Genomic DNA, 13,054 nt, shown 5'->3' on the forward strand with positions numbered 1-13,054 from the left:
AGACTAGTTAAAATCAGACTATTTTAGGATTGAAATGTTTTATGCTAGTTAATTTATCATAAACCGTTCTACGTTAAAATCAGACTATTTTAGGATTGAAATGTCTTTTTCTTTTACTATTGTTTTTTCATATTCTTCGTTAAAATCAGACTATTTTAGGATTGAAATCTCAGTAATGCATATAAAGCTTTTACTTTGCTTTCTGTTAAAATCAGACTATTTTAGGATTGAAATTTTATTCCTTCAGCAAGAAATCTAAATCTGTTAAATAGTTAAAATCAGACTATTTTAGGATTGAAATACAATATTCTTTTCTTAAATTATTTATTGAACCAAAGTTAAAATCAGACTATTTTAGGATTGAAATCTAACACTGAAATATAGATTATCAAAATTACTGGTTAAAATCAGACTATTTTAGGATTGAAATACCGATAGAATTCTTATTTTACTACTAGTAAAACTGTTAAAATCAGACTATTTTAGGATTGAAATTATTATAATCTATAAATATTTTAACGCGTCCATGTGTTAAAATCAGACTATTTTAGGATTGAAATCTGAGGTAACAGCTAAAAAAGTGGAGAAGGTGAATGATGGTTAAAATCAGACTATTTTAGGATTGAAATTGTTTATATGAGACATGGTAAAGGAACAGCGGCTTAGTTAAAATCAGACTATTTTAGGATTGAAATAAAACAATGTGCCAATGAAGAATCGCCTAAATATACGTTAAAATCAGACTATTTTAGGATTGAAATGTAAAAAAAGAGTACGTTTTCTTCGAGGATGATATGGTTAAAATCAGACTATTTTAGGATTGAAATTGCTAACGCCTCAACAGCATCCATAAAAGTATTAGGCGTTAAAATCAGACTATTTTAGGATTGAAATACCAGTGTAGGGCTAGCATGTTTATAAAGAAATATAGGTTAAAATCAGACTATTTTAGGATTGAAATAGATGTGCTCGTTGCTGGAAATGGTATGCAAGGCGGTTAAAATCAGACTATTTTAGGATTGAAATGCAAATACGTATAGTACACCCATACGGTTCGATACATGTTAAAATCAGACTATTTTAGGATTGAAATTGGAATGAGCTTTGGGGTAAGAGTTTGATTGATAAGTTAAAATCAGACTATTTTAGGATTGAAATTTCCTTTTATTTTGGTTTAAACGTTTATATCGTAGGTGTTAAAATCAGACTATTTTAGGATTGAAATGAAGGGGTCAAAGGGACAGTTAACCGACAGGTATATGTTAAAATCAGACTATTTTAGGATTGAAATAGTTCTAATGCTTTTCCTTTAACTATTTTTAGCATTGTTAAAATCAGACTATTTTAGGATTGAAATATATCTTTTTTCATCACTTTCTGTGATTTCCACATCGTTAAAATCAGACTATTTTAGGATTAAAATTAAAACATGTTATATTATTAATAAATAATATTAGTAATAAACATAAAATCCACAGTTTTTTATATTTATAGAATATTAATTGATATGGTGATAGAATGCGAATAGTGGTTACTATTGGTGGATCAATAATAATTAAAGATCATGATTACAAGATGTTTCAAGATTATGCTGAAGTTTTAAGAAAGATGAATCAGGAGCATGAAATATTCGTGGTGGTTGGTGGTGGTAAAACTGCCCGTGATTATATAAATATTGCAAGAGACATAGGTGTCAGTGAATCATTCTGTGATGATATAGGTATAGATGTAACCAGATTAAATGCAAAACTTCTTATTATGGCACTTGATCAGCTTGCCTACCCAATAGTTCCGAAGAATTTCAACGAGGCACTGCAATTTTCAACTTCAGAAAGGATCATTGTAATGGGTGGAACTGAACCAGGACACAGTACCGATGCAGTGGGAACCATTCTGGCAGAATTTGTGAAAGCCGATTTACTCATAAATGCTACCTCGGTTGATGGATTATACGACAAAGACCCCTCCAAATATGATAAAGCCAGAAAATTTGATAGCATCACCCCTTCAAAGATGATTGAAATGTTTTCTGACAAAGACATTAAAGCTGGGACATATGAGTTCTTTGACATGACCGCCATCCAAATGTTAAAAAGATCCGGGATAAAAACAGTAATTGTAAATGGTAATTTACCAAAAAATATCATTAAAGCAATAGATGGAAAGATAGGTACCACTATTGTTCCAGATTAATTCAAAAAATTATAAACTAAAGAAACTAATAAATCTTAAAAAATTAAAAAAAAGAGGTGTAATAATGACAGAACCACACAGACATTGCGCAGTATGTGGAACTCCCATCCCCCCGAAAGAAGTTGTTTGTTCTGATAAATGTCAAAAACTTATGGCCGACAGACAAAAAAAGGTTATGAGGACCAGAAGGATTATATATGCAGTATTTGCTGTATTTATAATAATATGGCTCTATATAATGTTTAGAGGTCAAATCTAATATTTTTCTTTCAATAAAACCTTTTAATTTTCTTATTATACTAATAATTATTTAAAATATTAGATATTAAACTTAAAAGGCTTTTTAGATAATTAATAAAAATTTTTTCTCTTTTTATCTCTACTAAAAGATTTTCATAACAGTAGTTTGTTTGATAGAAAAATTTTATAACAATAAAACTATTTATTATTAGATTAAGTGGTGTTTTAAAAATGATAATTCTAACAACCCATTCTATGGAAGGTAAAAAAATAACAGAATATTATGGTTTAGTTACTGGTGAAGCTCTTTTAGGAGCAAATGTATACAAAGATCTATTCTCTGGTGTAAGAGATGTGGTAGGTGGCAGAACCTCTGCATACGAAGAAGAGTTAAAAAAGGCCAGAGACATTGCCATTGAAAGTATGCAAGAAAAGGCTGAAAGTTTAAATGCCAACGCCATAATTGGTGTAAATATTACCTACAATAACTTAGGCGGCACCATGGGAAACACCATACTGGTCACTGTTTTTGGAACTGCAATTTCCTACGAAAACCCCTGAACTAATTTTAACACGTATCCAGAATATTAAAGGCTAAAAATATGAATTTAAGTAATGCAGGCAAATCAATAAAAAATTCTATCATTAATAAAAAGTGGGCCATTGCTGCGGTACTAATTGGAACCTTAGCTGGATTTATATCTGCAGTGATATGCGCATATGGAAATCTGGTCATATTCGGATTTAACATTATGTTCATAGTATCTCCACTGATTGCGGGTTTTGTGGAAACCTATATTGCCCGTGCCAAATATGGTAAGAGTACCGGAGCAATAAGTGCCATTTTAATATTTGTTCTCATTAACATCTATGGTTGGATTTTCCCTAAAAATCCTATAACACTTAATCTATTTACTTTAGGCGGACTTGCACTAATGATTCAAGCAGCTTTCCCTATATTTATAAACTTTTTAATATTCGTTGTTTTTATTGGAGCATTATCCTATATTTTTGGATATATTGGCAGTTTGATTTCCCGGTTAATGGAAAAATTAGGAAGAGGTAAAAAACCATCTGAAATTCAAGAAATTCCTTCAGAAGTGGTGACCATGGATGACATACTTAAATTAGGAGTTAAACCATTAACCACATCCCATGTTGGAGGAAAAAAGATAGTTGAATATTTAGGAATTGTAAGAGGGGAGGATTTACTAGAACTTCATGATGAAAAAGAAGTCTCCAAATTGGAAAAGATCCAGGGACAGGTCGGTTCTAATTTTCTTATTAATATTGAAAATACCCGGAATACTGCATTAAAAAGTATGATGATTGATGCAAAAAAGCTGGGAGCCAACGCCGTAACTGAAATATCAATAAATTACAGTGAAATTGGTGGACTTAAAGAAAAACAGGTTTTAGTTAGTCTAAGTGGTACTGCAGTAGTGTTTGAAGATTTATAAACTAAACTATGATCAAAATAAAGAATTACATTTTTCTCCTCCCTTTTTAATCATATATAACTACCCTATTCTTTTTCCATACAAGTATTATCCATTTTAGCAAGTATTTTGGCATAAATATTGGCCAGAGGAGAAGCAGTCATACCATGAAGAAAAACACTCAAAAGAACTGTGGTAAAAACCGCTAAAAGAAGTGTTTCCTCTCCGGGAAAAAGTGGCTGCTCTTCAAGGGCTATTAATACCAGAACAATAGATGCTAGTCCACGTGGGCCAAACCATCCCATAAACAATATTGTCTCCTTTTTTAATGTAGATCCAATAAGCGAAATACCCACCGGCAACATCCGAATAATAGTTAAACTTAAAATAGCATATAAAACTATTTGCCAAGTTAAATTTGGCAGTAGAGGGAAGATTATAAAACCCAATAAGAAAAAAACGAATAAATTGAGCAATTGGCCTTCTGCTTCTGTAAAACGGATGAAACTTGACACTTTATCTTTAAGCATATACCCTGTTGCTAAACCGGCAACGAATGCTGCTATAAATCCACTGCCCCCAATCTGATCAGCTATTAACCATGAAATTATGGCCAGCGCAATCAAACTAATTCTTTGAAAAGTTTCTGTCATCCATTTATGTTTTTGTGCCTTATAAACAAACCAACCCCCAACAAGCCCGATAATTATACCTATAAGTGCTCCAAATCCAATTTGAGCTATGGTAGTTTCTATAAAAAATCCGACAGGACTGAAAGTTTCTTCAGCAATTGACCAGGCCACAAATAATAGTAAGAAGGGTACGGCTAAACCATCATTGAGACCACTTTCTACTTCTAAGGTTTCCCTAACCAGTAATGGCAATTTTCTATTTTCTACCACTACCTGACCTAAGGCAGCATCAGTTGGTGCTAGAACAGCACCTATAATTGCTGCTTCCCAAATACTAAGATCAGTGAGTAAAAGCGTGGCCACAACAATTCCAGAAATAATTGTCAAACTTAATCCAATAGAAAGTAATCTTAGGGTTAAATTATTCTTCCTGAGATCATTAATATTTATCTTTGATGCATCACTGAAAAGAACTAATACCAGTGTTATTTCTGCTATAAAAAGAACAATACCTGGATCAGAATTCAAATTCACAACACCAAGAAAACCAGACCCTAGAAGCATTCCTGCTCCAATAAAAATCATCTGAGGAGAAATTGGAATACTCTCTATACGCTGGGAAATTAAACTGAATATGAATACAATGATTAGAAAATATACAAATTCAATCATGAGAAATCCCTTTCTTCTATATTCAACTTATTATCCAGTTATAATAATGTTTTTGATTTTAATCCTTGAAGGGAATGTAAAACAATTTTTTAAATTTTAACTAGAATTACAAAGGTAAATTTAACCAGTTAAAAACTCCGATCATTTTCAATGCCATGTATAAAATGATAACAACAAATATTATCTTTAAATATTTTTCAGGAAGTTTATGAGCTGCCCTTAAACCTATTTGAGCCATAGGTACAGTGAATAATATTAAAATAACCATCTGCAGTAAATTTACGTATCCTAAAGAGTAGGGTGGTAATCCTTCCACACCCCACCCATTGATGATATAGGACAATATCCCTCCAATTGATGTAAATATTATAACTGCAGTAGACGTGCCTATGGCTTCTAATACAGTAAATCCCATAATTAAAACTAATATGGGCACCAATATGACTCCGCCCCCAATTCCCAGAAGTCCGGATAAGGTTCCTGCAATTAAACCCCACATGACATAACAATAGATATTTTCAACTTTCTTTTTCTTTGAAGTTCTATTTCTATAGGTTATCATCTGGATAGCTACTCCAATAAGTAGGAATCCAAAAATTAATCTCAAATATTCTCCAGGAACATTACTAGCTATTACCCCTCCCAGTAATCCCCCGAAAAATCCGAAAATACCAAGTATTATGGCTGGTTTAACTAAAACGCATCGGCGATAGTAATGACCGTAGGCTCCACTTATAGCTGTGGGTAAAATCACAGCCAGACTGGTTCCAAAGGCAACTCTGATAGCAATTGTACTATTAATCCCCATTGATTCTAATAGCCAAAACTGGACTGGAACTAATATGAATCCTCCTCCCACTCCCAAAAGGCCGGTTGCAAAACCTACACAAATTCCAGTTATTATTAAAATTAAAATATAAAAATTAGTGATACTTAAACTCATGATTTGATGTTTATTCCTATTAAGATAAATTTTTTTGTAAAATTAATAAAATCTTCTTTATTTAGATTTTTTAATGCGTTCCAGTTCAGACTTAATTTCTTTAAGCTGAAAACTCAATTCATCTAATTTATCTAAATTCTTAGTTTTTTTATTTATCTCATCTATTTTATTCTCTATGATTCTAATTCGTTCCATATTCTTTTGAGTTAATTTATCCCGCTCTTCTCTAAAAGCTTCCACCAGTGAAGAAGTGGCTGATGCTGTGATCAAACTGGTAATTATAATTGCACTTAACATTGCAACTACTCCAGTTACTCTTCCTATTGCAGTATAGGGAACAATATCCCCATAACCTACTGTAGTTATGGTTTGGATAACATACCATGCAGAATCTTCGTAATTCTGGACATTAGGATTGATTCCTTGCTCGGCGAACAAAAAAATAGTTGAACAGATAAAAAGCATGACCGCAAAAAATATTATCGGATATATAAGCTTACTTCTTTCTTGAAAAGAAATTACACGACGTCCTAATACATTGAATAGTTTTAAGAGTACGTATATCTTAACTAAAATTACTAAACGCAAAATTATTAAGAAATTAGGTTCCGTCAGTCCTATTAGATTTATAAAAATAAAATAGAATGGAATAAATGCTGCAATATATATTAATTTAAACTCAGCTAATTTGTATTTAAATCTAAAATAATAACCAAATATTAAAAATAATGAGGCTAATAAATCGAATAAACCTATGTTATAATAACTGGTAATTCTTAACTCAAATATAGCAGATATTAATAACAAAAAGATATCTAGAAAAATTAAAGCTACAAAAAATACTTCAAAAAACCAATTGAAACGATTTTTCATAAAAGAAGTATTGTTAAGAAGGATATTAATAATTTTTGGATCAATTAAAAATAGTTCATTTAGTATTCAATACATGTAGAACTAAAAATTAAAATAAAATAGTTTAATTCAAATTCATTGAATATAAACTTAAAAATAAGTTAAAATAATTTTAAAAAAGAGTTTTTTAGATATGATAAAATTCATTAAATTATTAGTTTTATGTATAAATTATTGATTTTTGAAAGAATGAATATGATTAACTATACCCTCTTATTCATTATTATACTTTCTTTTATCTTACCCTACCATATATCCAAACCTTTACATACCCTATCCCCCCAAAAACCTCTAATTTTATATAGTATTTCAAATAATCTATTTATGGATTGGTGAATTAAGTGAAATATATATTTTTAGACGAATCAGGAGACATTGGATTTGGTTCAAGTGAATATTTTGTAGTAACTGCAGTTTGTACAGATAATCCAAAACCATTATATAATTGCATTAAACGTACTAGACAGAAAATAAAGAAAGAATATAAGAAATATAGTGAGCTAAAATTCTCTGAATCTGATAAAAATGTAAGAACTAAAATTTTAAAGTGTATTGGAAATAAAAATGTAGCTATTACTTACTTTATACTTGAAAAGGATGATGTTAATTATAATGAATTACAAAAAAGAGATTATATTAAAGACTTCTCATTTACTGTCTTAATAATTGAAACAATAAACAAAGTTATTGGAAATAGTCCTGTTACCATTATAATTGATAAATATCTTCCTAAAAAATCGATTGAAGAATTTAACTCTGTTCTTAATGATTTTAATGATAATTTTAACTCTAAAGTTAAATTTACTGTACAACACGTAGATTCACGTGAAAATAGAGGAGTTCAAATAGCTGATTTTGTTGTTGGAGCTATTCATATGAAATATAGGGATAATAATTCTTCATTTTATGAATTAATATCATCTAGAATTATGCATAAATTAAAATTTAAAGATCATGGAGAAAATGTTAAATACAATTATCAATCAAAATAAGAAGTAAATATGGTGAACCCTTTCCTACTCGCTCCCATTCCACCTACGTGGACATCATCCTTTCAGAAGGACTTACTCACCATTATAATTATTATAATTATTTTTTAATATATAAATTTTTTTATAAATTGGGTTGTAAAGTTATTGAGTGTTGATTTTTTTCCATGTTTTGTGCCCATTTTTTCATTTTTAGATTTGAATATGTGATTATTCCTGTTTTTTGCACAGAAGGAAAAAGAGTGTTAATTAATTATAAACTACAAATTGAAAAATAAGTTTAATTTAAATTCATTATAAAATATTAGGAATAAATTTAATTAATTTAAAAAAAGAGTTTTTAGATATGGTTTTATAAGGTTACGCCCATATCTAGCTGTTCAGTTAATTCTTTATATCTGTTTCTTATGGTTACTTCAGTTACACCAGCAATGTCTGCCACATCTCTTTGGGTTTTTCTCTCACCTAAAAGTACTGAGGCAATGTATAATGCTGCTGCTGCAACACCTGTAGGGCCTCTTCCAGAGGTTAAACCTTTTTCCATGGCTTTTTCGATGATCTCAATTGCCTTAGATTGAACTTCGCCTGAAAGCCCTAATTCACTTGCAAATCGTGGTACGTAATCAACAGGTGAAGTTGGAGGTAGTTTGATGTTCAGTTCACGTGTTAAGAATCTGTAGGTTCTTCCTACTTCTTTTTTACTTACCCGTGACACTTCGGCTATCTCATCTAAAGTACGCGGCACGTTACATCGTCTGCATGCTGCGTATAGTGATGCTGCTACGACTCCTTCAATACTTCGTCCTCTTATGAGTTTGTTTTCCACAGCACTTCTGTATACTACTGACGCTGCTTCTCTTACACTTCTAGGAAGACCTAGTCTTGAAGAATCCCGGTCCAGTTCACTTAGAGCAAATGCCAGGTTTCTTTCAGTTGCTCCAGATATTCTAATTTTCCTCTGCCATTTTCGCAGACGGTACCATTGGGCTCTGTTCCGGGCAGGGATATCTCTACCGTAGATATCCTTATTTCTCCAGTCAATCATGGTGCTTAAACCTTTATCGTGAATAGTATAGGTTATAGGTGCACCTACTCTGGTTCTTTTGTCCCTTTGTTCGTGGTCAAATGCTCTCCACTCAGGACCCATGTCCACCAGATTGTCATCGATAACTAAACCGCATGCGCCGCAAACGATTTCTGCACGCTCATAATCGCCTATAAGCTTTTCCGAGCCACATTCTGGACATTTTGTTTCTACTTTTTCGATTTCAGAAACATCATACTTCATTTTTTCCTTCGTTTTCTTCGCCCCCATTTTTTCACGGGTTTTGTTCCTACATACAAAACCTCTCCAACTCGGTTTTCAAGATTTTTAGAATTTATTGCACGGTTGGGCTTTATGGTAATATATGGTTTTTTAGTAGGACCAAAAATATCATGAATTCTACCAAGTTTTTCTTTATTTTTAGAAAAAACAGGAAGACCAAAACCAGGCGTTTGACTGGATCTGAGTATAATATTACCTTTATTGGAGATATGTGAAATAATTCCCAATTCTTTCATGTTAAAACCGAAACTTTTATATAATAAATTATGTTGATAGAAGTTATATATATAGTTTTCGATAGTATTAAATGTAAAATAAATTCATTTAAAAAATAGTTTATGGTATTAAGATTGATTACAAGTTTATTAATCAATTTAAGCCTTAAATAACCAAAAAAAATTAAATTCTAAACTGATACACTTTTATTAGTTCTTATTAACTTACCATAATACAATGCAGCCATGGCACCAATAAATGTAACAGTGAAATAGCTTGCCACACGATCAATTATGCTAGCCGCAAGAACAACATCTGCAGGTACACCTACAACAGCAAAAAGACCCACCATGGTAGCTTCTCTGATTCCCCATGCTCCGGGAAGGATCGGGAGAAGAGAGATCAATATTGCAACAGTATAAATAATAACTAGAGGTATAATGGGAGGATATGAACCTAAAGCCGCAAAACAAACATATATTCTGAACACATCTATTCCCCACATTCCAAAGGAGATTATAAAACCCAATATAAATACTTTTTTATCCTCTAAAGCCTGCAAAAAACCCGTAGAAAATCTATTAACATAAAATATAAGCTTATCTCGAATTTCAACAAAGTCAAGTGGCTTTTTTGTAAATTTAGTTATAAAAGGAAACACTGATCGTGTAATCCTAATAATTATTCTTTGAGCTATATCTTTGTTTAAACCAGCGTAGATTAGAATAACAAAAAAGATCATGGTTATGAAAATCAGAATACTCACAAACAATCGGGTTATTAGATCAATATTCCAAGTCAGAATGAAAATCGCGGCGAAAAGAGATATAATTACAAAGGGGAAAAATTCAAAAACCCTATCAGCAGTGGAAGAAGCAAATCCAATTTCAAAAGGTACTCCTTCTAGTTCTCTCAATAAATAAGCTCTTAAAGGTTCTCCACCCGCAGCACCAGGAGTTACATTATTTCCAAAAAGACTGGCCATAAGCATTATTAACATAGTTTTAAATTTCGGTGCCGTATCTACAATGTTAAGAATAAGTTTCCACCTGAAAGTCCATAATAAAATTATTATTGCCTCTAAAATAAAATTCAATAAGAGTAATTCCAAATTTGTACGTTTTAAAACATTTAAAATATCATTTATACCTATTAAAAAAGATATGGCAAATATGATAAAAAAAGCTGCAGCGAAAGATAAGATTATCTTCCACTTATGTTTTCTAATAGTATCGTACGTGTTACTCATGAAAATCCTCAATAATAGAATAGATTACAATAGCCGTCTTTTAGATAATTAATGTATATATTTCTTTGTAAAAAAATTGATTGAATGTATTAAAGTCCTAAAATTTCAGATAAACTAAAACCTTTTTCAATTTTGTCCAAAATTTCTTTTTCTTGCTTTTTAATATTTAAAGTTTCCTTGATGACATCCTGGTATTGTGGTTTAGGAATAACCAACACCCCACAATCATCACCAATTATTATGTCCCCTGGTTTAATTTCTAAATTTCCGCATTTAATAGGTACGTTAACCTCACCTTCATTTAAAGGGTCACCAGCATTTGAAATAATTGAAGAAGAGAAAAGAGGATAATTTAAAGATCTAATGGCTGCAATATCCCGTGCTGCCCCCATTACTACAGTACCAGATAAACCTTTTTCCTGGGCCATTTTAGATGTTAATTCACCCCAAAGAGCCTGATCATCCTCATCAGTACCTATTACAATAACCTGATCTTTTTTAGCAATTTCAATGGCTTTAACTACTGTTCCCCAATCATAAGAATCAGTTTTTACTGTAACTGCTTTTCCAACTAACTTATTATCAGTTCGAGGTTTTACACCCTTAATAGATGTGTTTTCCAGATTTAATTTTTTCATTGCATCTGAAATCTGTGGTGTTGAAATATACTTCAGAGTTTTCAGATCAATTTTTTTGGATGTGAATTTTTCTAGTAAATTTTCTGGAGATATTTTCTGTTTCTTACTCATTAATAATCAATCCTGAGGTGTTGTAACTTCTTCCACTAACTTTCGTCCTGCTACAACCTCATCAACACTGTGAATTGAACCACCATATTGTTCTATGGCTTCAGTTATTTCATCATAATTTAGATCATTTCCCTGAATAGTTACCTTAATATTCTCAGTCTCCTTATCAATTTCCATTAAGGTTACATTTACGCCATCTACACCATTTACTTCACTTATAAATTTAGCAAAATAGGGTATAGTTGGTTCATGTGGTTTCAATATGTCTAATACTATTCTAATAAGGCCTTTTGCCACTTTCATTTCCTCCGGAAAATTTCGTAATATATCTATTTGTCGTTACTTTATAAAATCATTTCTTAAAAAAATATTGACTGATTAATATTTAAAAAGTTTATTAAACCCATAAAATTGTTTTTGAAAGTAATCTTAATTTCGAGTTTATATAATTTTTCAAAAAATTATAGAATATTTTTAGAACAATAATTTTTCAAAACAGGACAAATCGAAAAGTATTTATATAACTTTTTCAAAATTACGCAAGTCTAAACTTCACCCCCCCTTAGTTTAGACAAAGTGTCCCCCACTAATTAATTTTATAACCCCCTTTTTAAGTTAAGGGGGACACTCTTATTTTAACTGTAATATAAATTCATTTATCAGATAAAAATTAGTTATAAAATTTTAAAACAAATTAAAACAAGAAAAATAGATATTTTAAGTAATATGTAATAAATATAAAGTATTACAAACTATTTTAATTTAAAATACCAGTTGAATGTTATTGATTTTTTAAAAAAAATGTTTAAAATTTTTAAAACCATAAAAAACAGTTTTTTCCAAAATTTTTCCATCCTCTATAAAACTTTGAATTGGTAAATTGGATTAATGAAGAGTACTATTTTTTATATATCATAAACTGCATATTATAAAGTGGAATTATATAACACTATCTTAGTAAATGAATTAACAAAATTTTAGTAGATCTTACTACTAAAGTTCCCACTAGGATGGATAATTTATATGATTACGTAGATACTATTACAGTCATTAAAGGGCTTATCATGAGTTTTAGAAGATTATTACGCATAGAAGAAGAACTTGAAGAACTAAAATTCTGTGGAGAAGAAGGAGTGCCAATTTTAATAGAAGGCCTAAAAGACGAAAAAGCGCTTAAAGAACTTGGAATTGATGGAAATTTTATAAAAGTTTCGGGTTCAGGTCTTAAACTCTTTGAAATAGCAGAAATAGCTACAAAATCATCTTCTAAAGTTGTTATATTAACAGATTTTGATAAAAAAGGAAACGAACTTGCCAAAAGATTATCTAGAGATATACAAAGTTTAGGTTCCCATCCAAACCTTAAAATAAGGAATAAAATTATGGGAATGACCAGAAGGTACATAAAAGATATTCAAAGTCTTCCAAGACATATTAATCAACTTGAGCTCGAAGTATACCCCTATGCTTGCTGTATATAATCCTAGTATCTA

The 13,054-nt window shown here is 30.8% G+C and carries 14 protein-coding genes and 1 CRISPR repeat array (1 of these 15 only partly in view); of the genes, 6 read left to right on the top strand and 8 right to left on the bottom strand.

The features are described 5' to 3' along the window. A CRISPR array of direct repeats spans positions 1-1,423; the repeat unit is 30 nt; unit sequence GTTAAAATCAGACTATTTTAGGATTGAAAT; it begins 3,693 nt to the left of the window's first position. Positions 1,424-1,518: 95 nt separating this feature from the next. The 4 genes from CIT01_02285 (at position 1,519) to CIT01_02300 (ending at position 3,893) form a co-directional block, all read left to right on the top strand. Beyond that, entirely contained in the window at positions 1,519-2,193 is a 675-nt protein-coding gene (locus CIT01_02285; GenBank protein ID AXV37112.1) for a uridylate kinase, read from the top strand. Between the two features lie 64 nt (positions 2,194-2,257). Continuing rightward, positions 2,258-2,452: a hypothetical protein gene (locus CIT01_02290; protein ID AXV38696.1), complete on the top strand. Its 195-nt coding sequence runs from the start codon at positions 2,258-2,260 to the stop codon at positions 2,450-2,452. A gap of 212 nt (positions 2,453-2,664) precedes the next feature. Beyond that, positions 2,665-2,994, top strand: a complete 330-nt coding sequence (locus CIT01_02295; protein ID AXV37113.1) for a hypothetical protein — start codon at positions 2,665-2,667, stop codon at positions 2,992-2,994. 41 nt (positions 2,995-3,035) lie between these two features. Next, complete coding sequence (locus CIT01_02300) at positions 3,036-3,893, top strand: hypothetical protein (protein AXV37114.1); 858 nt, start codon at positions 3,036-3,038, stop codon at positions 3,891-3,893. Positions 3,894-3,958: 65 nt separating this feature from the next. Here CIT01_02300 and CIT01_02305 read toward each other — a convergent pair whose 3' ends face one another. From CIT01_02305 to CIT01_02315, 3 genes are all read right to left on the bottom strand, one after another. Continuing rightward, positions 3,959-5,176 carry a sodium:proton exchanger gene (locus tag CIT01_02305; GenBank protein ID AXV37115.1) on the bottom strand — a complete coding sequence of 406 codons (1,218 nt, stop codon included), beginning with the start codon at positions 5,174-5,176 and terminating at the stop codon, positions 3,959-3,961. 106 nt (positions 5,177-5,282) lie between these two features. Next, positions 5,283-6,119 carry a hypothetical protein gene (locus CIT01_02310; GenBank protein AXV37116.1) on the bottom strand — a complete coding sequence of 279 codons (837 nt, stop codon included), beginning with the start codon at positions 6,117-6,119 and terminating at the stop codon, positions 5,283-5,285. Between the two features lie 57 nt (positions 6,120-6,176). Beyond that, complete coding sequence (locus CIT01_02315; protein ID AXV37117.1) at positions 6,177-6,992, bottom strand: hypothetical protein; 816 nt, start codon at positions 6,990-6,992, stop codon at positions 6,177-6,179. Positions 6,993-7,372: 380 nt separating this feature from the next. Between CIT01_02315 and CIT01_02320 the strand changes: the two genes are divergently transcribed. After that, positions 7,373-8,023: a hypothetical protein gene (locus CIT01_02320; GenBank protein ID AXV37118.1), complete on the top strand. Its 651-nt coding sequence runs from the start codon at positions 7,373-7,375 to the stop codon at positions 8,021-8,023. A gap of 349 nt (positions 8,024-8,372) precedes the next feature. Here CIT01_02320 and tfb read toward each other — a convergent pair whose 3' ends face one another. The 5 genes from tfb to CIT01_02345 form a co-directional block, all read right to left on the bottom strand. Continuing rightward, the gene (gene tfb, locus CIT01_02325) at positions 8,373-9,308 is read right to left on the bottom strand and encodes a transcription initiation factor IIB (protein AXV37119.1); all 936 of its coding nucleotides are present in this window, start codon (positions 9,306-9,308) and stop codon (positions 8,373-8,375) included. Next, positions 9,305-9,583: a hypothetical protein gene (locus CIT01_02330; GenBank protein AXV37120.1), complete on the bottom strand. Its 279-nt coding sequence runs from the start codon at positions 9,581-9,583 to the stop codon at positions 9,305-9,307. The genes tfb and CIT01_02330 overlap by 4 nt, the downstream gene beginning before the upstream one ends. A 170-nt stretch (positions 9,584-9,753) precedes the next feature. After that, on the bottom strand, positions 9,754-10,812 hold the full coding sequence (locus CIT01_02335; GenBank protein AXV37121.1) for a hypothetical protein: 1,059 nt from the start codon (positions 10,810-10,812) through the stop codon (positions 9,754-9,756). Positions 10,813-10,901: 89 nt separating this feature from the next. Beyond that, positions 10,902-11,561 (bottom strand): hypothetical protein, encoded by a 660-nt coding sequence (locus CIT01_02340; GenBank protein ID AXV37122.1) that lies wholly within the window; start codon positions 11,559-11,561, stop codon positions 10,902-10,904. Positions 11,562-11,567: 6 nt separating this feature from the next. Next, positions 11,568-11,858 (bottom strand): hypothetical protein, encoded by a 291-nt coding sequence (locus CIT01_02345; GenBank protein AXV38697.1) that lies wholly within the window; start codon positions 11,856-11,858, stop codon positions 11,568-11,570. 767 nt (positions 11,859-12,625) lie between these two features. On the opposite strand from CIT01_02345, the gene CIT01_02350 reads away from it, so the two are divergent. Beyond that, complete coding sequence (locus tag CIT01_02350) at positions 12,626-13,042, top strand: hypothetical protein (GenBank protein AXV37123.1); 417 nt, start codon at positions 12,626-12,628, stop codon at positions 13,040-13,042. Positions 13,043-13,054 lie beyond the last annotated feature (12 nt).

Origin of the sequence: Methanobacterium sp. BRmetb2, assembly GCA_003491285.1 — an archaeon.
In the GTDB taxonomy this organism is placed as follows: Archaea; Methanobacteriota; Methanobacteria; order Methanobacteriales; family Methanobacteriaceae; genus UBA117.

Bases quoted from the DNA above. Each gene is read 5' to 3' on its own strand.
- CIT01_02335 (AXV37121.1), bottom strand. From the start codon at position 10,812: ATGAGTAACACGTACGATACTATTAGAAAACATAAGTGGAAGATAATC.
- CIT01_02295 (AXV37113.1), top strand. From the start codon at position 2,665: ATGATAATTCTAACAACCCATTCTATGGAAGGTAAAAAAATAACAGAA.
- CIT01_02285 (AXV37112.1), top strand. From the start codon at position 1,519: ATGCGAATAGTGGTTACTATTGGTGGATCAATAATAATTAAAGATCAT.
- CIT01_02330 (AXV37120.1), bottom strand. From the start codon at position 9,583: ATGAAAGAATTGGGAATTATTTCACATATCTCCAATAAAGGTAATATT.
- CIT01_02290 (AXV38696.1), top strand. From the start codon at position 2,258: ATGACAGAACCACACAGACATTGCGCAGTATGTGGAACTCCCATCCCC.
- CIT01_02300 (AXV37114.1), top strand. From the start codon at position 3,036: ATGAATTTAAGTAATGCAGGCAAATCAATAAAAAATTCTATCATTAAT.
- CIT01_02310 (AXV37116.1), bottom strand. From the start codon at position 6,119: ATGAGTTTAAGTATCACTAATTTTTATATTTTAATTTTAATAATAACT.
- CIT01_02350 (AXV37123.1), top strand. From the start codon at position 12,626: ATGAGTTTTAGAAGATTATTACGCATAGAAGAAGAACTTGAAGAACTA.
- CIT01_02340 (AXV37122.1), bottom strand. From the start codon at position 11,561: ATGAGTAAGAAACAGAAAATATCTCCAGAAAATTTACTAGAAAAATTC.
- tfb (AXV37119.1), bottom strand. From the start codon at position 9,308: ATGAAGTATGATGTTTCTGAAATCGAAAAAGTAGAAACAAAATGTCCA.
- CIT01_02305 (AXV37115.1), bottom strand. From the start codon at position 5,176: ATGATTGAATTTGTATATTTTCTAATCATTGTATTCATATTCAGTTTA.
- CIT01_02315 (AXV37117.1), bottom strand. From the start codon at position 6,992: ATGAAAAATCGTTTCAATTGGTTTTTTGAAGTATTTTTTGTAGCTTTA.